Origin of the sequence: Pseudomonas sp. C11 (genome assembly GCF_034683865.1) — a bacterium.
Classification (GTDB): domain Bacteria; phylum Pseudomonadota; class Gammaproteobacteria; order Pseudomonadales; family Pseudomonadaceae; genus Aquipseudomonas.
In genome coordinates, this window is record NZ_JAWIIP010000005.1 from 262,978 (window position 1) to 280,337 (window position 17,360).

At 63.9% G+C, this 17,360-nt stretch carries 15 protein-coding genes, 1 tRNA gene and 1 pseudogene; 8 read left to right on the forward strand and 9 right to left on the reverse strand.

Features of this window, described 5'->3' with window-relative positions; all coding sequences use genetic code 11:
• The first annotated feature begins 180 nt into the window (after positions 1–180).
• Complete coding sequence (locus VC352_RS10740) at positions 181–1,482, forward strand: FAD-binding oxidoreductase (protein WP_322979547.1); 1,302 nt, start codon at positions 181–183, stop codon at positions 1,480–1,482.
• 110 nt (positions 1,483–1,592) lie between these two features.
• On the opposite strand, the gene VC352_RS10745 is transcribed toward VC352_RS10740, so the two are convergent.
• Positions 1,593–1,823, reverse strand: coding sequence for a DUF1127 domain-containing protein (locus VC352_RS10745; protein ID WP_322979548.1), 231 nt, complete (start codon positions 1,821–1,823; stop codon positions 1,593–1,595).
• A 170-nt stretch (positions 1,824–1,993) separates the two neighbouring features.
• Here VC352_RS10745 and VC352_RS10750 point away from each other — a divergent pair, with 170 nt between their 5' ends.
• The gene (locus VC352_RS10750) at positions 1,994–3,448 is read left to right on the forward strand and encodes a PLP-dependent aminotransferase family protein (protein ID WP_322979549.1); all 1,455 of its coding nucleotides are present in this window, start codon (positions 1,994–1,996) and stop codon (positions 3,446–3,448) included.
• Between the two features lie 6 nt (positions 3,449–3,454).
• On the opposite strand, the gene VC352_RS10755 is transcribed toward VC352_RS10750, so the two are convergent.
• Both VC352_RS10755 and VC352_RS10760 read right to left on the reverse strand, forming a co-directional pair.
• Positions 3,455–4,606, reverse strand: a complete 1,152-nt coding sequence (locus tag VC352_RS10755; RefSeq protein ID WP_322979550.1) for an MFS transporter — start codon at positions 4,604–4,606, stop codon at positions 3,455–3,457.
• Positions 4,607–4,815: 209 nt separating this feature from the next.
• Positions 4,816–6,309 (reverse strand): aldehyde dehydrogenase, encoded by a 1,494-nt coding sequence (locus tag VC352_RS10760; RefSeq protein WP_322979551.1) that lies wholly within the window; start codon positions 6,307–6,309, stop codon positions 4,816–4,818.
• A gap of 246 nt (positions 6,310–6,555) precedes the next feature.
• Between VC352_RS10760 and VC352_RS10765 the strand changes: the two genes are divergently transcribed.
• Positions 6,556–6,915, forward strand: coding sequence for a cupin domain-containing protein (locus VC352_RS10765; protein WP_322979552.1), 360 nt, complete (start codon positions 6,556–6,558; stop codon positions 6,913–6,915).
• A 238-nt stretch (positions 6,916–7,153) separates the two neighbouring features.
• Here VC352_RS10765 and gabT read toward each other — a convergent pair whose 3' ends face one another.
• Positions 7,154–8,434 (reverse strand): 4-aminobutyrate--2-oxoglutarate transaminase, encoded by a 1,281-nt coding sequence (gene gabT, locus VC352_RS10770; protein ID WP_322979553.1) that lies wholly within the window; start codon positions 8,432–8,434, stop codon positions 7,154–7,156.
• A 139-nt stretch (positions 8,435–8,573) separates the two neighbouring features.
• On the reverse strand, positions 8,574–10,025 hold the full coding sequence (gene gabD, locus VC352_RS10775) for an NADP-dependent succinate-semialdehyde dehydrogenase (RefSeq protein ID WP_322979554.1): 1,452 nt from the start codon (positions 10,023–10,025) through the stop codon (positions 8,574–8,576).
• 340 nt (positions 10,026–10,365) lie between these two features.
• On the opposite strand from gabD, the gene VC352_RS10780 reads away from it, so the two are divergent.
• A tRNA-Arg gene (locus VC352_RS10780) sits at positions 10,366–10,442 on the forward strand.
• 108 nt (positions 10,443–10,550) lie between these two features.
• Positions 10,551–10,745 (forward strand): hypothetical protein, encoded by a 195-nt coding sequence (locus tag VC352_RS10785; protein ID WP_322979555.1) that lies wholly within the window; start codon positions 10,551–10,553, stop codon positions 10,743–10,745.
• A 93-nt stretch (positions 10,746–10,838) separates the two neighbouring features.
• Here the strand turns inward: VC352_RS10785 and VC352_RS10790 are convergent, their stop codons facing one another.
• The 4 genes from VC352_RS10790 to VC352_RS10805 all read right to left on the reverse strand — a co-directional run bounded on the left by VC352_RS10790 (position 10,839) and on the right by VC352_RS10805 (position 14,472).
• The gene (locus VC352_RS10790) at positions 10,839–11,105 is read right to left on the reverse strand and encodes a hypothetical protein (RefSeq protein WP_322979556.1); all 267 of its coding nucleotides are present in this window, start codon (positions 11,103–11,105) and stop codon (positions 10,839–10,841) included.
• Positions 11,102–11,416 carry a YceK/YidQ family lipoprotein gene (locus VC352_RS10795; RefSeq protein WP_322979557.1) on the reverse strand — a complete coding sequence of 105 codons (315 nt, stop codon included), beginning with the start codon at positions 11,414–11,416 and terminating at the stop codon, positions 11,102–11,104. The genes VC352_RS10790 and VC352_RS10795 overlap by 4 nt, the downstream gene beginning before the upstream one ends.
• A 283-nt stretch (positions 11,417–11,699) precedes the next feature.
• On the reverse strand, positions 11,700–13,283 hold the full coding sequence (locus VC352_RS10800; RefSeq protein WP_322979558.1) for an aldehyde dehydrogenase (NADP(+)): 1,584 nt from the start codon (positions 13,281–13,283) through the stop codon (positions 11,700–11,702).
• 196 nt (positions 13,284–13,479) lie between these two features.
• Positions 13,480–14,472, reverse strand: a complete 993-nt coding sequence (locus VC352_RS10805) for an AraC family transcriptional regulator (protein WP_322979559.1) — start codon at positions 14,470–14,472, stop codon at positions 13,480–13,482.
• A 405-nt stretch (positions 14,473–14,877) separates the two neighbouring features.
• On the opposite strand from VC352_RS10805, the gene VC352_RS10810 reads away from it, so the two are divergent.
• From VC352_RS10810 to VC352_RS25420, 3 genes and pseudogenes are all read left to right on the forward strand, one after another.
• Positions 14,878–15,675 carry an EAL domain-containing protein gene (locus VC352_RS10810; RefSeq protein WP_322979560.1) on the forward strand — a complete coding sequence of 266 codons (798 nt, stop codon included), beginning with the start codon at positions 14,878–14,880 and terminating at the stop codon, positions 15,673–15,675.
• Between the two features lie 55 nt (positions 15,676–15,730).
• Positions 15,731–16,501 (forward strand): annotated as a pseudogene (locus tag VC352_RS25415) (MCP four helix bundle domain-containing protein); the annotation flags it as partial.
• On the forward strand, positions 16,493–17,356 hold the full coding sequence (locus VC352_RS25420; protein ID WP_416340144.1) for a methyl-accepting chemotaxis protein: 864 nt from the start codon (positions 16,493–16,495) through the stop codon (positions 17,354–17,356). The pseudogene VC352_RS25415 and the gene VC352_RS25420, both read left to right, overlap by 9 nt.
• Positions 17,357–17,360 lie beyond the last annotated feature (4 nt).

The window sequence follows — 17,360 nt, forward strand, 5'->3', positions numbered from 1 at the left end:
ATTCCTTAAGTCGCGGCTAAAGCCCCTCCCACGGAGCTGTGTGGGAGGCGCTTCAGCGGCGATAGACCAGAGCAACATGAACGGACGCAGCCTGCTTTTTTCTGCCCATCTCTTGGCGTGATAACGATCACGCGCTTATGCTGCGTTGAATTTTCCACACACCAATTCAGGATTTCGCACATGAACGCCCGCGTTCACCAGCCTCAGCATGCCGCGTCCTACTATGCCGCCAGCGTCAATCGCCAGTTGGCCTACCCGCCGCTGCAGGGGGAGCTGAAGGTGGACGTGTGCGTGGTCGGTGGCGGCTTCAGCGGCCTGAACACGGCCATCGAGCTGGCCCAGAAAGGCTTCTCGGTGGCCCTGCTGGAAGCGCACAAGATCGGCTGGGGCGCCAGCGGGCGCAACGGCGGGCAGTTGATTCGCGGCGTCGGCCATGGTGTCGAGCAGTTCGAATCGGTGGTCGGCACAGAAGGCGTGCGCCAGTTCAAGCTGATGGGCCTGGAGGCCGTGGAGATCGTGCGCGAGCGCGTCGCCAAGTTCCAGATCGACTGCGACCTGACCTGGGGTTATTGCGACCTGGCCAACAAGCCCGCCCATCTGGATGATTTCGCCGCCGACAAGGCCGAGCTGGAAAGCCTCGGCTACCGCCACGAGCTGCGCCTGATCCCCAAGGAGCGGGTGCACGAGGTGGTCGGCTCGAACAACTACCATGGCGCCATGATCGACAGCGGCTCCGGGCACCTGCACCCGCTCAACCTGGCGCTCGGAGAAGCGGCGGCAGCGCAGTCGCTGGGCGTGCAGCTATTCGAGAACTCAGCCGTCACCCGCATCGACTATGGCAGCGAAGTGCGCGTGCACACCGCCGGCGGACAGGTGCGCGCCAGCACGCTGGTGCTGGCCTGCAATGCCTACCTCAACGGGCTGAATGCGCAGCTGGGCGGCAAGGTGCTGCCAGCCGGCAGCTACATCATCGCCACCGAGCCGCTCTCCGAAGAGCAGGCACGGCAACTGATCCCGCAGAACATGGCGCTGTGCGACCAGCGCGTGACGGTGGATTACTACCGCCTGTCCGCCGACCGCCGCCTGCTGTTCGGCGGCGCCTGCCACTATTCAGGGCGCGACCCGGCAGATATCGCCGGCTACATGCGGCCGAAGATGCTCAAGGTGTTCCCGCAACTGGCCAACGTGCGCATCGACTATCAGTGGGGCGGCATGATCGGCATTGGCGCCAACCGCCTGCCGCAGATCGGCCGGCTTCAGGATCAACCCAATGTGTTCTACGCCCAGGCCTATTCCGGCCATGGGGTGAACGCCACCCACCTGGCCGGCAAGCTGCTCGGCGAAGCCATCGCCGGCCAGATGGGCGGCGGCTTCGAGCTGTTCGCCAAGGTGCCGCACATGACCTTCCCCGGCGGCCAGTACCTGCGCTCGCCCTTGCTGGCGCTGGGCATGCTCTGGCATCGGTTGAAGGAAGTGCTCTAAGCGGGGGGTTGTCGGCATCGCCTGAGAGGCCGACTGGTGGGTTACGCAGCGCACGAACCCGTGTGTGGCTGCTGGAACGGTGCTCAGCGCTGCTAACCCACCCTACGATGCTAGAGCATCTTCCAGAACGGCAGATAGGCTTCGCGATTTGCCTCGGCGCGGGTCAGGCCGACATCGGCCAGGGCCTCATCACTCAGGTGGCGCAGCTCTCGACTGGTATGCAAACGACGCCAGAAGTTCGCCCAGCGATGGCCCTCGCTGGCTTGCCGACCGCTGTCTACCGGAGTCACGGCTGAAACAGTGCCTCCTGCTCCTCTCGCTACCTCGTCGATGATGCGCATGGCCCTGTTCTCCTGATGGCGCTCATGGGAAACCAGAATGCGCCTATCCGAAAAGCCATGACAGATTCAAAAAACCTCTATTAAATCCATACAGATCTGCCGAATTCCCATCTGAATTCCCGTTTTCAGCGCAATCTGTACTGGTCATTTCCGGTACGACGAGGCCATTCATGACGCTCTACCTGAATCTCGCCGAAGAACTGGCCGCTCGTATCGAGCAAGGGCTGTTCCGTCCGGGTGAGCGCCTACCTTCGGTACGCGCGCTCAGCCAGGAGCACGGTGTCAGCCTCAGCACCGTGCAACAGGCCTATCGCCAACTGGAGGATCAAGGCCTGGCCACGCCACGGCCCAAGTCCGGCTACTTCGTCACCCACGGGCGCCAGCAGCCGGAGTTACCGCAGGTCAGCCGCGCGCCGCAGCGACCGGTGGAAGTGTCGCAGTGGGAGCAGGTACTGGAGCTGGTCAGCGAGCCGGTCTATGGCGAAACCCTGCAACTCAGCCGGGGTATTCCTGACATCAGCTCGCCGACGCTCAAGCCGCTGCTGCGCAGTCTGTCTCGCCTGAGCAGGCGGCAGAGCCTGCGCGAGCTGAGTTACGGTGCGGTGGAGGGTGAGATCACCCTGCGCCAGGAAATCTCCCGTCTGGCGCTGGACTCCGGCTGCCAGTTGGCCGCCGAGGACATCGTCATCACCACCGGCTGTCACGAAGCCCTGTCGACGGCGCTGCGTGCCATCTGCCAGCCGGGCGATATCGTTGCGGTCGATTCGCCGAGCTTCCACGGCGTCATGCAGGTGCTCAAGGGCTTTGGCCTCAAGGCACTGGAGCTGCCCACCGACCCCCTGACCGGGATCAGCCTGGAAGCCCTGGAGATGGCGCTGGAGCAATGGCCAATCAAAGCCATCCAGCTCACCCCAAGTTGCAACAATCCGCTCGGCTACATCATGCCCGAGGCCAACAAACGCGCCTTGTTGGCGCTGGCGCAGCGCTTCGATGTGGCGATCATCGAGGACGATATCTACGGCGACCTGGCCTATCACTACCCGCGCCCACGCAGCATCAAGTCATTCGATGAGGATGGCCGCGTGCTGCTGTGCAACTCCTTCTCCAAAACACTGGCGCCGGGCCTGCGCATCGGCTGGATCGCTCCCGGGCGCTACCTGCAGCAGGTGCTGCACATGAAATACATGGGCACCGGGCAGAGTGCCCAGTTGCCGCAATTGGCCATTGCCGAGTTCCTCCGCGAAGGGTTCTACCAGCCGCACCTGCGGCAGATGCGCAAGCTCTACGCCCGTGGCCGCCAGCAGATGACCGACTGGGTCAGCCGCTACTTCCCGCCGGGTACGCGCGTCAGCCAACCGCAAGGCGGTTTCATGCTCTGGGTGGAAATGCCGCAAGGCTTCGACAGCCTGCGCCTGAACCGGCGCCTGGCCGCACACAAACTGCGGGTGGCGCCTGGCAGCATCTTTTCCGCCGCAGGCAAGTACCGCAACTGCATCCGCCTGAACTACGCCAAGCCGAGCAGCCCGGAGCTCGAGGCGGCCATTCGTCAGATCGGCACGAGCATCACCGAGCTGATCGCAGAGAGCAAACTGGATCAGAGCCAAGACCTAGGGCTCTGGCGCTAGAGGCGCTTAGCCGCGCGTATCTGGCACTGCGTCGCTGAACGCACCGGGTCGCCCGGCCAGGACGATGAATACCAGCGCACCCGCCGCCATCATCAACGGCAGGGCATGGCCACTGAGCCACTGACTTACCGCGCCGGTAAGCAGCGGCCCGACCAGGCAACCAAGGCCCCAGAGCTGGGCGACATGGGCATTGGCGCGCACCAGTTCGTCATCGCGGTAGCGCTCGCCAATCATGATCAGCGACAGGGTGAACAGGCCGCCGGCACTGGCGCCGAAGGCGACGAACACCGGCCACACCAACGGCGTATGCAGCAGCAACGGAATCGCCAGGCTGGACAGCAGCAGGACGATACCGCAGCCGCGAAACAGCGTCTGTCGCGACATGCGGTCGGCTAGCCAGCCGATGGGCAGTTGCAGCGCGGCATCGCCGACCACCACCACGCTGGCCATCAGCAGAGCGACCTCCTGGTTGAACCCCTGGCGCAAACCATAGATCGGCAGCAGGGTCAGCATCATCGCCTCGAAGGCGGCGAACAGCATCACCGCCCAGGCAATCGCCGGCAGCTTGCCGCAGAAGCTCAGCAAGCCACGCCCCGAGGCGCTATGGGCATCGACCTGCGGCGCACCGCTGCGCCCGAGCAGCATCAGCGAGCCACCGACCAGAAGCCCCACCCCCGTCCAGAAACCCAGGTCGGTGCGGGTGCCCAGGGCGCTGAGCAGCAGCGGCCCACTCAGTTGGCTCAGCGCATAGCCGGTGCCATACAGCGCCACCAGGCGCCCACGCCACTTTTCCACGGCCAGTTGATTGATCCAGCTCTCGCCGAGCACGAACACCACGGTCAATGCCACGCCGATGAACAGGCGCAAGGCGACCCACACCGCGTAGTTCTGCAGCAGTGCCAGCCCGGCCACCGATAGCGCGCCGAGCAGCAGGCAGAGTTGCATCAGCAAGGTAGTGCCGAAACGCGCCGCCAGGCGCCCGGCCAGCGAGGCGCCGAGGAGTACGCCCACCGCAGGCGTGGCGGCCATTACGCCGATGGCGAAGGAATCGTAGCCCCAGCTTTCCAGGCGCAGCGACACCAGCGGCATGGTCACGCCCAGCGCCAGGCCGATACTGATGACCGCCGCGCAAACGGCGAAATAGGTACCCCAACGCATGGTCAGATTCCTTGTTGTCATGGCGGGCTTAGCGACCGCTGGCACAACCGAGCGGCGCTGCACATGCGCTAGCGCGGCGCCTACAGTGCATAGTCACAGAAGCAAAACGGCCGGACTTCCCGAGGAAGCCCAGCCGCAGTTGGATCGCTCAGCCACACACCTCAGCCGCCGTTAACTGCGGCCTGTGGCTTGCAGCCTGAAGCTGCAGTTCAGAGCTTGATCCAGGTCGCCTTGATCTCGGTGTACTTGTCGAAGGCATGCAGCGACTTGTCGCGGCCATTACCGGACTGCTTGAAGCCGCCGAAGGGCGCGGTCATGTCACCGCCATCGTACTGGTTAATCCATACGCTGCCGGCACGCACGGCGCGGCCGACGCGATGGGCGCGGGACAGGTTGCTGGTCCAGATGCCAGCCGCCAGGCCATAGATGGTGTCGTTGGCGATGGCCACGGCTTCGGCCTCGTCATCGAAACCGATCACCGACAGCACCGGGCCGAAGATCTCTTCCTTAGCGATGCGCATGGCGTTGTTCACGCCGTCGAAGATGGTCGGCTCGACGTAGGTGCCGCCGGTTTCTTCCAGCACGCGCTTGCCGCCGGCCACCAGCTTGGCACCGTCTTCGTGGCCCGCCTGGATGTAGCTCAGCACGTTGTTCATCTGCGTGGTGTCGACCAGCGCACCGACGTTGGTGGCCGGATCCAGCGGATGGCCAGGCTTCCAACCCTTGATGGCCTCGACCACCAGCGGCACGAACTGATCCTTGATGGAGTTCTCCACCAGCAGGCGCGAGCCGGCGGTGCAGACCTCGCCCTGGTTGAAGGCAATGGCGCTGGCCGCCGCAGCGGCAGCGGCCTTGAGATCCGGGGCGTCGGCGAAGACGATGTTCGGGCTCTTGCCACCGGCTTCCAGCCAGACGCGCTTCATGTTCGACTCGCCGGCGTAGATCATCAGTTGCTTGGCGATCTTGGTCGAACCGGTGAACACCAGGGTGTCGACGTCCATGTGCAGGGCCAGGGCCTTGCCAACGGTGTGGCCGAAGCCCGGCAGCACGTTGAATACGCCAGCCGGAATGCCCGCCTCGATGGCCAGTTGGGCGATGCGAATGCCGGTCAGCGGCGATTTTTCGGACGGCTTGAGGATCACCGAGTTGCCGGTGGACAGCGCCGGGCCGAGCTTCCAGCAGGTCATCAGCAGCGGGAAGTTCCACGGCACGATGGCGGCAACCACGCCCACCGGCTCGCGGGTGACCAGGCCCAGCTCATCGTGCGGGGTGGCAGCCACTTCGTCGTAGATCTTGTCGATGGCTTCGCCGCTCCAGCGCAGGGCACGCGATGCAGCCGGCACGTCGATACTCAGCGAATCGCCGATCGGCTTGCCCATGTCCAGGGTTTCCAGCAGGGCCAGCTCTTCGGCGTGAGCGTCGAGCAGATCGGCGAAGCGGATCATCACTTCCTTGCGCTTGACCGGCGCCAGACGCGACCACACGCCGGACTCGAAAGTGACGCGGGCATCCTTGACTGCAAGTTCGGCGTCAGCCAGGTCACAGCTGGCGACCTGACCCAGCACACGGCCATCGACCGGGCTGATGCAATCGAAGGTGGCGCCGGACTCAGCCGCACGGTATTCACCATGCACGAAGGCACGGGTCTCGATGTTCAGGTTCTGGGCACGTTGCTCCCAGTCGGCATGGGTCAGATCAGTCATTCCGGCATCCTCTCTTGTGGGCCTGGGTGCGCCCGCACAGGGCAGCCACCGGCAAAAATCGGGTGAGGCCAACGCACTGGCCAAAGCTGTTCGCCACACTAAACTAGCGGCGCTGGGGTTTTCAATATTTTTGACAAAAACAACAGAAAAACCCTTGTCATGTTCGTTTTTCCACACATAGACTGCTGAGATTCCACCCCTGCGGCAGCCCCTGGCACGCCACTTCGCCCACTACGGAACCGACCGATGAACATCGAGCAGATCGTCGACTTCGCCCAGGCCGGCACGGCCGCCGAACATTACCGCCCCGCGCCGGAGAAGGTGCTCAAGGGCGATCCCGAGCAGAGCGTGCGCAACCACTACAGCAGCCCGTGTGGCCAGTTCAGCACGGGCATCTGGGAAGGCGCCGTGGGCCAGTGGACGGTGAACTACACCGAGCACGAATACTGCGAGATTCTCCAGGGCGTTTCCGTACTGCGCGATGCCGAGGGCAACGCCAAAACCGTGCGTGCTGGCGACCGCTTCGTTATCCCCGCCGGTTTCTCCGGCACCTGGGAAGTGCTGGAAGCCTGCCGCAAGGTGTATGTGATCTTCGAGCCCAAGTAAGTTCCCGAACTCCTGTTGCTTGTCACCCTTTGGCCCGCCTTGCGCGGGCCTTTTTCTGTGGGCGCATGCCCAGCGGCAGTGGAGCGCGCGTCGTGTAGGGCGGGTGCAACCCGCCTTGAAGGAACCGGCGGGTTTCACCCGCCCTGCCCCAGCCGGCAGGCAAAAAAAGACCCGCACGCGGCGGGTCTCAGGTGCGCCCGGCCTGGTGAGCCACGGGCGCAGGTACAGCAGGAACGACTCAGGCCAGTTCGTCGAAGCACTCGGCGACGATGGCGATGCCTTTTTCCAGTTGCGCGTCAGGAATGGTGACGGGCATCAGGAAGCGGATGACGTTGTAGTAGGTGCCGCACGACAGCAGGATCAGACCTTTCTCGCGCGCCTTGGCGACGATCTTGCCCACCAACTCGGCAGCCGGCTTGCTGTGGTCACCGCCCTCGAACAGCTCGATGGCGACCATCGAACCCAGACCACGCACGTCACCGATCACCTTGTGCTTCTCGGCGATCTTGTTCAGGCCGGCTTTGAGCTTCTCGCCGACGGCGTTGGAGCGTACCAGCAGGTTCTCTTCGTCGAACACCTTGAGTACGGCCAGGGCCGCTGCGCAGGCGATCGGGCTACCGGCATAGGTGCCGCCCAGGCCACCGGGGGCGATCTTGTCCATGATCTCGGCCTTGCCGCACACGCCGGAGATCGGGAAGCCGCCGCCAACGGACTTGGCGAAGGTGGTCAGATCCGGCACCACGCCCAGTTGCTCGGTGGCGAAGAAGGTGCCGGTACGGCCAGCGCCGGTCTGCACTTCGTCAGCAATCAGCAGAATGCCGTGCTGGTCGCACAGGGCACGCAGGCGCTGCATGAAGGCCGGGGAGTTGACGTAGAAACCGCCCTCGCCCTGCACCGGCTCGATGATGATCGCGGCGATGTCCTGCGGCTGCGCGTCGTTCTTGAAGATGCGCTCGATGCTGGCGATGGACTCGTCCTCGCTCACGCCGTGCAGCGGGCACGGTGCCTGGGCGCGGTAAACGCCAGCCGGCATCAGGCCCATGCCGGCGGAGTACGGCACGACCTTGCCGGTCAGCGACAGGGTCATCATGGTGCGGCCGTGGTAGGCGCCGGTGAAGGCGATCACACCAGCGCGGCCGGTGGCGGCACGGGCGATCTTCACGGCGTTCTCGACGGCTTCGGAGCCGGAGGTGACCAGCAGGGTCTTCTTGGCGAAGTCGCCCGGTACGCGCTTGGCGATTTCTTCGCACAGCTCGATGTAGGGCTCGTAGGCCAGCACCTGGAAGCAGGTGTGGGTCAGCTTGGTCAGCTGCTCCTGAACGGCGGCGATCACCTTCGGATGCAGGTGGCCGGTGTTCAGTACGGCGATGCCGCCGGCGAAGTCGATGTACTCGCGGCCTTCGACGTCCCACACGGTGGCGTTCTCGGCGCGCTCGGCGACGATCGGGTGGATCTGGCCGACACCGCGCGGTACGGCGGCCTGGCGGCGTTGCAGCAGGGATTCGTTGGTCTTGCTCATGGTGTCCTCATGGTCGCCCCCGGCGGGTGGTCGGTTCAGCATGCGATGATCGACTGAACCGGGCCGCAAGGGACTCAATAGGGTTACGACTTACAACCGGGGCGCCGCACGCTCTTTCGCACCTTGCCCCGTCTTGGCATCAGATGCCGCCCAGGCACATGTACTTGATCTCGAGGTAATCCTCGATCCCGTACTTGGAGCCTTCGCGGCCGAGGCCGGAAGCCTTCACGCCGCCGAACGGCGCCACTTCGTTGGAGATCAGGCCGGTGTTGATACCCACCATGCCGTACTCCAGCGCTTCGGCCACGCGGAACACGCGGCCCAGGTCACGGGCGTAGAAGTAGGAGGCCAGGCCGAACTCGGTATCGTTGGCCATGGCAATCACTTCGGCCTCGTCCTTGAAGCGGAACAGCGGCGCCAGCGGGCCGAAGGTCTCTTCCTTGGCCACGGCAGCGGTTTTCGGCACGTCGAGCAGAATGGTCGGCTCGAAGAAAGTGCCACCGAGCGCGTGCGGCTTGCCGCCCAGGGCCAGCTTGGCGCCTTTGCCCACGGCGTCTTCGATGTGCTCCTGCACCTTGGCCACGGCCTTGCTGTCGATCAGCGGGCCGGTGGTGGTGCCGTCTTCCAGACCGTTGCCGATCTTCAGCTTGGATACGGCGGCGATCAGCTTCTCGGCGAAGGCGTCGTAGACACCGTCCTGCACATAGATACGGTTAGCGCAGACGCAGGTCTGGCCGTTGTTGCGGTATTTGGAGATCAGCGCGCCTTCGACGGCAGCGTCCAGGTCGGCGTCATCGAAGACGATGAACGGCGCGTTGCCGCCCAGCTCCAGCGACACCTTCTTGATGTCCTGAGCGCATTCGGCCATCAACTGGCGACCGATTTCGGTGGAGCCGGTGAAGGACAGCTTGCGCACGATCGGGTTGCTGGTCAGCTCACCACCCACTTCGCCGGCACTGCCGGTGACCACGCTCAGCACACCTTTCGGAATGCCGGCGCGCTCGGCCAGCTCGACCAGGGCCAGGGCGGAAAACGGGGTTTGCGAAGCCGGCTTGATCACCATGGTGCAACCGGCGGCCAGGGCCGGGCCAGCCTTGCGGGTGATCATCGCGGCGGGGAAGTTCCACGGGGTGATGGCGGCGGTCACACCGATCGGCTGCTTGATCACGATCAGGCGCTTGTCCGGCTGGTGGCCCGGGATCACGTCACCGTAGACGCGCTTGGCTTCTTCGGCGAACCACTCGATGAAGGAAGCGGCGTAAGCGATCTCGCCCTTGGCTTCGGTCAGCGGCTTGCCCTGCTCCAGGGTCATCAGGCGACCGAGGTCATCCTGGTTCTCCATCAGCAGTTCGAACCAGCGGCGCAACTTGTTCGCGCGTTCCTTGGCGGTCAGCGCACGCCAGGCCGGCAGCGCCTTCTCGGCGGCCTCAACGGCACGGCGGGTTTCCGCACGGCCCATTTTCGGCACGTGGCCGATAATCTCGCCGGTCGCCGGGTTGTTCACGGCGATGGTCTGGCCGCTGTCGGCGTCTAGCCACTGGCCGTCGATATAAGCCTGCTGGCGGAACAGTTGGGCGTCTTTCAGTTGCATGGCAGTCTCCTTCGGATTCCGACGCCCAGGCGTCGGGGTGGAGTCATGGACACGAACCACGCCGCGCGAACAGCACGGCATGGGCCTGGTAAAAAGTTAAGAGCCGCTGATTGGCGAAGGGTTCGGGATGGCCGAACACTGCGTTTGAAATCTCAAACGAATCCTAGGAGCGCGCCAGGTAAAGGGCAATAGCCGAAGGGGCTAAATCGACGAAAGAATGACAAAAAACTTGCTCTAGGGGCTATGAGCCAGCTCAAAAGTGTAAAGTGCGTTCGGAATAATGCACATCCATGCACGATGGACGCTAAGCGCCCAGATGCGTATCATTGCGCCCCGCAACGCACTCGTAGCTCAGCTGGATAGAGTACTGCCCTCCGAAGGCAGGGGTCGTGGGTTCGAATCCCGCCGAGTGCGCCATTTTAAAAGCCCGCCACTGTGCGGGCTTTTTCGTTTCCATGCGTCCGTTACGACTTACTCTGTGCGTTCTGAGCTTTTGGTATTGCAGCCCGACAACGGAGGGGACGCATGGACATTCTGCCGCTGATCGCCATCGCATTCGTGGTGCTTTCCATCTATTCGTGGCAACGCTCACGGCCCAAGCCACGCGCGGGCAAAAGGAGGAGCAACGGCCTGAGCGGACAGGATTCCAGCCCTGGGTTCGGTGACGGGGGCTTCGACTCGGGAGGCGGGGGAGATGGTGGCGGTGGAGGCGGCGACTGAGCCGCAAAGCACAAGGCCCAGGTATCGAACCGGAGTCTTGTGCATCATCGAGGCTACTAGTTGACCATCCGCGCCGGGGCGTTCGCAGGCAGGCTAGAGATCCCTGGAATGATCATCCTCGCGGCGATCTTCGCCAAACCTGCGCCGCAGCCAGCGGCGAATATCACCGATGATCATGAAGATGGCACCCATGACGGTGAGCGCAATGAAGGCAAACACGAACTGAGCCAGCAATTCCGTTGCAGTCGCGGCAAGACGCCGATTGCCATATTCGAAACTGGCCAGCGCCAGGTCGTGAAACCCCAGGATCAGCAGCACGGGAAGAACGGCCCTTAATACTCGCAGGCTGGCAAGACTCATCGTTTTGCCTCGTAGATATCACGGGGCAGCATGGCGGTATCGACGACGAAATCCACGGGCATCGAAAAAACCGTCAACACCGGGCAGGCTATCGATGCCCAGCACCAGAGCGTGGCGGGGAAGTAGCCGCGATTGATGTCATCGGAGCCGAACAGCAGGCCAAAGTCGTAGGCAGTGCCGGAATAGTAATCGGGGCCGTAAAAACCGCCGGACGATCGCCCGAACAGTGTGCCGCAGCCAGGCAGTGCGCTCACCAGAACGGCCAGCGCAGAGATTCGATAAATACGGTTGAGCATGAAATCCTTTTCCATTCGAGGCCGTCATGGCCGCGAAGCAGAGTACGCATCTGCAAGCCAGGCCACAATCTCGACTACTGCCTCCAAACCTGAAGACGCGACCAGAACCACTCCCAGCTTCAGCACCTTCACGGTAGCCGCCAGCCACTTGCCGCAGCAATCGCGTCCGGGAGATGTGGTCAAGATGGTCATTCAGACGGTTGAAAAAGCCCAGGCCGTTGCCAAGCATGGTTGCATGCCACCCAAACAAAAATGCCGCACCCTCACGGGCGCGGCATTGTTCGTTACAGCGCTCGAATCAGCTCAGCGCATCACGGCTGTGCACGCCGTCGACCAGACGCTGGATGCCCAGCGGGTTGGCGTTCTGCAGCGCCTCCGGCAGTACCTCGTCCGGATAGTTCTGGTAGCACACCGGACGCAGGAAGCGGTGGATCGCCAGGGTGCCGACCGACGTGCCGCGGGCGTCGGACGTCGCCGGGTACGGGCCGCCATGCACCATGGAGTCGCAGACTTCAACGCCCGTCGGGTAGCCATTGAGCAGCACACGGCCGGCTTTGACTTCCAGCAGCGGCAGCAGGTCGCGGAAGGCGCTCAGGTCCTCACGCTCGGCAATCAGGGTCGCGGTCAGCTGGCCGTGCATGCTCTGCAGGGCACGGGTCAGCTCGGCGCTGTCGGCGACTTCGACGACGATGCTGGTCGGGCCGAAAACTTCTTCCTGCAGCAGATGGTCGCCTTCGAGCAGCATGCTCACGTCAGCCTTGAATAGCTGCGGCTGCGCCTGGTTGCCGGTTTGCTCGTTGCCGGCCAGGTGGGTGACCTTGGCGTGAGCGTTGAGCTGAGCCAGGCCGTTGGCGTAGCTGCGCAGGGTGCCGGCGTTGAGCATGGTCTGCGCCGGTTGCGCGCCGATGGCATCGGCCAGGCCGGCAACGAACTCGCTGAACTCGGCGCTGCGAATGCCGATGATCAGGCCCGGGTTGGTGCAGAACTGGCCGCAACCCAGCACCACGGAACCCGCCAGTTCCTTGGCCACGGTGGCGCCACGCGCTTTCAGGGCGCCCGGCAGGACGATCACCGGGTTGACGCTGGACATCTCGGCGAACACCGGAATCGGCTGCGGACGGGCAGCAGCCATGTCGCACAGGGCGCGACCACCTTTCAGCGAACCGGTGAAGCCGACAGCCTGGATGGCCGGGTGTTTGACCAGAATCTCGCCGACGCCGCCACCGAAGATCATGTTGAACACGCCCTTGGGCATGCCGGTTTTCTCGGCCGCACGGATGATGGCATCAGCCACGCACTCGGCAGTGGCCATGTGGCCGCTATGCGCCTTGAACACCACCGGGCAACCGGCAGCCAGAGCAGAGGCGGTATCGCCACCCGCAGTGGAGAAGGCCAGCGGGAAGTTGCTGGCACCGAACACGGCGACCGGGCCGACGCCGATCTGGTACTGACGCAGATCCGGGCGCGGCAGCGGCTGGCGATCCGGCAGGGCGCGGTCGATCCGTGCACCGTAGAAGTCACCACGACGCAGCACCTTGGCGAACAGGCGCATCTGACCACTTGTACGACCACGCTCACCCTGGATGCGGGCAGCAGGCAGGGCGGTTTCGCGGCAGACCAGGGCCACGAAGTCGTCACCGAGGGCGTCGATTTCGTCGGCGATGGCCTCGAGGAACTCGGCACGGCGCACGGCCGACAGGTTGCGATAGGTCGGGTAAGCGGCAGCGGCAGCCTGGGCGGCAGCGTCGACTTCTTCCGGCGTGGCCTGGATGAAAGTGTACGGCAGCGCTTCACCGCTGCTGGCGTCGAGGCTCTTGTGCTCGACGGTGCCGGCGGCGCGGCGCTCACCGCCGATGTAATTGTGGCCAGTCAGACTCAGCATGGCGTTCTCCTGTCAGTGCATGGCGGGCAAGGCGCCATCGGGACAATGAATGAGGCCCGGCTGCAGGGCCGGGATTCACAACCGCCTGCGCAGTTGTAGGATGTACGATAAGTGACAACAATACATTTGTCCTGCTTACCGTCCAACAACCGGAGAATGCGACCCGAGATGGCGATCAGGAACTGACCGCCCGCCCCTACGGCTCGCTGCGATAGTGCAGCGGCGCCATGCCGAACCAGCGCATGCAGGCCTTGTGGAAACTGCTCTGATCGCGAAAGCCGAGCTGCGCCGAGATGTACTTCAGGCTGCGCGTGCTGTTGCGCAGCAAGCTGGCGGCCTGACTCCGCCGGGCGCCGTCGAGCAGGCGAGTGAAATTCACCGCGTCACGCGTGAGGCCATGCTGCAGACTGCGCTTGCTCATGCCGAGCTGATCCGCCACCTCGCTGAGACCAGGGCTGATGCCGAGACTGAGCTGCGCGCTGAGCACTCGGCGCACTCGCGCCTCGAGCGAACCGTCAACCTGCTCGTCCAGCCAGGTTTTGGCGTACTCCAGGTGCAGGGGATGCAAGGCCTCAGCCGCCGTAGGCAAGGGGATCTCGCCATCGGCCCGGCTGAAGGTCATGCTGTTACGCGGCGCGCCAAAACGCAGGTTGTCGCCGAACAGCCGGCGCAACTGTCGCGTGTCTTCGGGCTGCGCATAAGTCAGCTCCAGTCGCAGCGGCAAGGGCCGTTCGAACGGCGCCAGCCAATGCACCGCGCCAAGTGCCAGCGCCGCACCGGCGTCGATAAAGGCACGAGGCGCCTGCCCACCGACCGCACCGATCTCAAGCCCGACCAGCCGCAACCCATCGGCGTCCTGCTCGAGAAAGAGGTGCGAGCCGTCGCTGGTCAGCGGGTGATAATCGACCATGTGCTGCAACGCCTGCCCCAGGGTCGGGCTGGACATCATGGCGTAACTCTTCACTCCCAGTACGCAGGGGTGGAAGTGTTCATAAGCGCGCAAGCCCATGTCCGCATCGCCGCTCGTGGCCACCAACTGCTCCAGCAAGCGATAGACCTGCAACACAGGCGTCGGCGCATCTCCCGCGAGTAGCTGGGCGAAGCCGGACAGGCCTTCGTCGGGCAACGCGCCCTGACCGACGAAGGCCTTGATCAGGATGCGAAAGCAGGCGCTGGTAATCGAATGCATCGACGTTCTCTCGTGCGTTGGTCGGGTAGCGCGTGATGACTGATTGCCAGTGTCCACGGACATGCGATTGGTTTCCGGGAACACTTCCCACCGCAGCACGCCGATGGGACGATAACCGCCGTAGGCCTGGCGTCGGCTTTACGTCGTCAATAATACCACCGGCCCCCGCTCTCGCCGGCAGCCGGCGCGGCCCGTCCAGTCAGGCCATACGCCCCTGAAGCAAGTCTGACCGACCACTGGCGATGCAACGGCATCGCAATTCTCCACACCCTGTTTAACCCGCCATTGGCAGGAGTGCTTGTCTCCCGCCGATGCGGTCGTTGCTTTGCTCGACAACGGCCTCACCAAAGGAAAGAAAATGATGTACGGCCAAGCGAAACGCCTGATCTGCCGCCGGGAACCGGCATGAGCCGTAGCGCCACCTTCATGGCGCCCATTACCGTTGGCTCACTGGACGATCTCCAGCGAGCCCACCTGTTCTACGACGAACTGCAGCGCGGGCACTTCTGCCTGGCGTTCCAGGCGGTAGTCGCGACGCATGACCCCGAGCGGATCCTCTATCGGGAAAGCCTGTTACGCCATGAAAACGGCGGCTTGGGCTTCAACCCCTTCCCGCTGCTCGAACGCCTGCACGTTATCCGCCCCCTCGACCACCGTGTGCTGAACACCATGATCGGCCTGCTGCAGGCTCATCCCGGACTGACCCTGGGCTGCAACATCTCGGCCCTGAGCACCGTCATGGATAAGGACTGGGACAGCACGCTCGAGGTGCTGGCTGGCGATCAGTCCGTTTCCCGGCGCCTGGTCGTGGAGATCACCGAAAGCACCGTACCGCCCTGCCATAACAGCGCCGTCGAGCTGGTCACGCATCTGCGCAACAGCGGTTGCCAGGTGGCGGTAGACGACTTCGGCTCGGGCTTCGGCACACTGGCGTTCATCCAGCAAAGCCAGCCGGACATCATCAAGATCGACCAGAGCTACATCCAGCGTGCCCGCTCGAATGCGCAGGGCGAACTCACCCTCAAGTACCTGCTGGAGCTGTGCAAGACGCTGGCGCCCTGCGTGATCGTCGAAGGCATCGAGACGCCAGAGGATCTGCAGCGCGCCCAAAGCCTGGGCAGTGAGTGGCTGCAGGGTTATCTGTTCGGTCGTCCAGGCTTCGCCCTCGCCGACCTGCCCGGTATTCAACGGGTATCCGCTTGATCATCACACTCTTCACGTCGTGCCGGATGGCGCGGCGCTCTTTTATGAGGTTGGTATGTTGTTGAGAAAACTCAGGATCGGCATGCGGGCGGCGGCGAGCTTCGCCATCCTGGCCGTGCTGGTGTTACTGCTGGGCGGCATCACCCTGACGCAGATGAAACGCATGGACGACGCCTCCGATTCCATCGACACGAAGTGGTTTCCGTCCGTACTGGCCCTCGAAGAAATGGGCATGAGTATGTCCAGGGTGCGCGCCCTGACCCTGCGTACCCAGATCATCCGTGACGCCGAGCAGCGGACTGCCGACCTGGCAACGATGGAGCAGTACAAGCATTTCCTCGAACAGGCCGAACAGACCTATGTCGCGCTGATCGATTCAGACGAAGAGCAGCAGGCCTACGCACGCTTTCGTGCTGAACGCGAACGCTACATGAACACGCAGGAACGGGTGATTAAGGCAGTCATCGCGGGTGATGACGCTCAGGTTCAACAACTGGTCGCGGGCGACCTGAGCGCGCATGCCGATGCCCTCGGCGCCGCACTGCAAGCCTTGGTACGGCACAACGAGAAAGGTGCCGAGCTGGCAGCGAGCGAAAGCGAGACAGCCTACTCCGGTGCCATCGAGGTCGTGCTGATCGCCTTGATCGCCGCCATCGTCTGCACCATCGGCCTGGCCGTATTGCTCACGCGGAGTATCACCCAACCGCTGGCTCAAGCCGTCGGCATTGCCCAGGACATCGCCGCCGGTGATCTCAACCACGACTGTTCCGCCCCGGGCGCGGATGAACCGGCGCAGTTGCTCCAGGCACTCGACACCATGCGCCATAACCTGCGCGATACCCTGCAACAGGTCGCCGATTCCTCCAGCCTGCTGGCGTCCGCGTCCGAGGAGCTGCACGCGGTCACCGAAGACGGCAGACGTGGCCTGTATCAGCAGAATGCCGAGATCGAGCAGGCCGTCACCGCCGTGACCGAGATGACCGCAGCGGTGGAGGAAGTCGCACGCAACGCCGTGAGCACTTCGCAGGCCACACGCGATACCGATCAGAGTGCGCGCCACGGACATGCCCAGGTCGGCCGGACGATCGATTCGATCCGCCTGCTGACGGCGGACATCGGCAGCGCGGGTGAAGAGGTCGGCCTGCTTGCGAGCAACGTGCGCAATATCGGTCAGGTGGTCAACGTGATCCGCGCCATCGCCGACCAGACCAACCTGCTGGCGCTCAATGCCGCCATCGAAGCGGCCCGGGCCGGCGAGCAGGGCCGTGGCTTTGCCGTGGTAGCCGACGAAGTCCGCGCGCTGGCCCAGCGTACCCAGCAGTCCACGGGCGAGATCGAGCAGATGATCGGCGCCATTCAGACGGAAACCGAGCAGGCCGTGGCGACCATGAACGCCAGTATGGCGCGCGCCGACTCAACCCTGGAACTGGCCCAATCGGCCGGCGAAGCGCTGGACAGCATCACCGAGGCCATCGCCACCATCAATGAGCGCAACCTGGTCATCGCCAGCGCATCGGAACAACAGGCGCAGGTGGCGCGAGAAGTTGACCACGGCCTGGTCAATATCCGTGACCTGTCGCTGCAGAGCTCTGCCGGTGCCGACCAGACCAACGCGGCGAGCCAGGAGCTGTCGCGCCTGGCCGTGGCGCTCAACACACTGCTGACGCGCTTCCGTCTTTGAGCCT

Coding starts and splice junctions, on each gene's coding strand:
- VC352_RS10795 (WP_322979557.1), bottom strand. CDS start 11,416: ATGGAAAAGGATTTCATGCTCAACCGTATTTATCGAATCTCTGCGCTG.
- VC352_RS10810 (WP_322979560.1), top strand. CDS start 14,878: ATGAGCCGTAGCGCCACCTTCATGGCGCCCATTACCGTTGGCTCACTG.
- VC352_RS10805 (WP_322979559.1), bottom strand. CDS start 14,472: ATGCATTCGATTACCAGCGCCTGCTTTCGCATCCTGATCAAGGCCTTC.
- VC352_RS10800 (WP_322979558.1), bottom strand. CDS start 13,283: ATGCTGAGTCTGACTGGCCACAATTACATCGGCGGTGAGCGCCGCGCC.
- VC352_RS25420 (WP_416340144.1), top strand. CDS start 16,493: ATGCGCCATAACCTGCGCGATACCCTGCAACAGGTCGCCGATTCCTCC.
- gabT (WP_322979553.1), bottom strand. CDS start 8,434: ATGAGCAAGACCAACGAATCCCTGCTGCAACGCCGCCAGGCCGCCGTA.
- VC352_RS10750 (WP_322979549.1), top strand. CDS start 1,994: ATGACGCTCTACCTGAATCTCGCCGAAGAACTGGCCGCTCGTATCGAG.
- VC352_RS10755 (WP_322979550.1), bottom strand. CDS start 4,606: ATGCGTTGGGGTACCTATTTCGCCGTTTGCGCGGCGGTCATCAGTATC.
- VC352_RS10785 (WP_322979555.1), top strand. CDS start 10,551: ATGGACATTCTGCCGCTGATCGCCATCGCATTCGTGGTGCTTTCCATC.
- VC352_RS10760 (WP_322979551.1), bottom strand. CDS start 6,309: ATGACTGATCTGACCCATGCCGACTGGGAGCAACGTGCCCAGAACCTG.
- VC352_RS10745 (WP_322979548.1), bottom strand. CDS start 1,823: ATGCGCATCATCGACGAGGTAGCGAGAGGAGCAGGAGGCACTGTTTCA.
- VC352_RS10790 (WP_322979556.1), bottom strand. CDS start 11,105: ATGAGTCTTGCCAGCCTGCGAGTATTAAGGGCCGTTCTTCCCGTGCTG.
- VC352_RS10765 (WP_322979552.1), top strand. CDS start 6,556: ATGAACATCGAGCAGATCGTCGACTTCGCCCAGGCCGGCACGGCCGCC.
- gabD (WP_322979554.1), bottom strand. CDS start 10,025: ATGCAACTGAAAGACGCCCAACTGTTCCGCCAGCAGGCTTATATCGAC.
- VC352_RS10740 (WP_322979547.1), top strand. CDS start 181: ATGAACGCCCGCGTTCACCAGCCTCAGCATGCCGCGTCCTACTATGCC.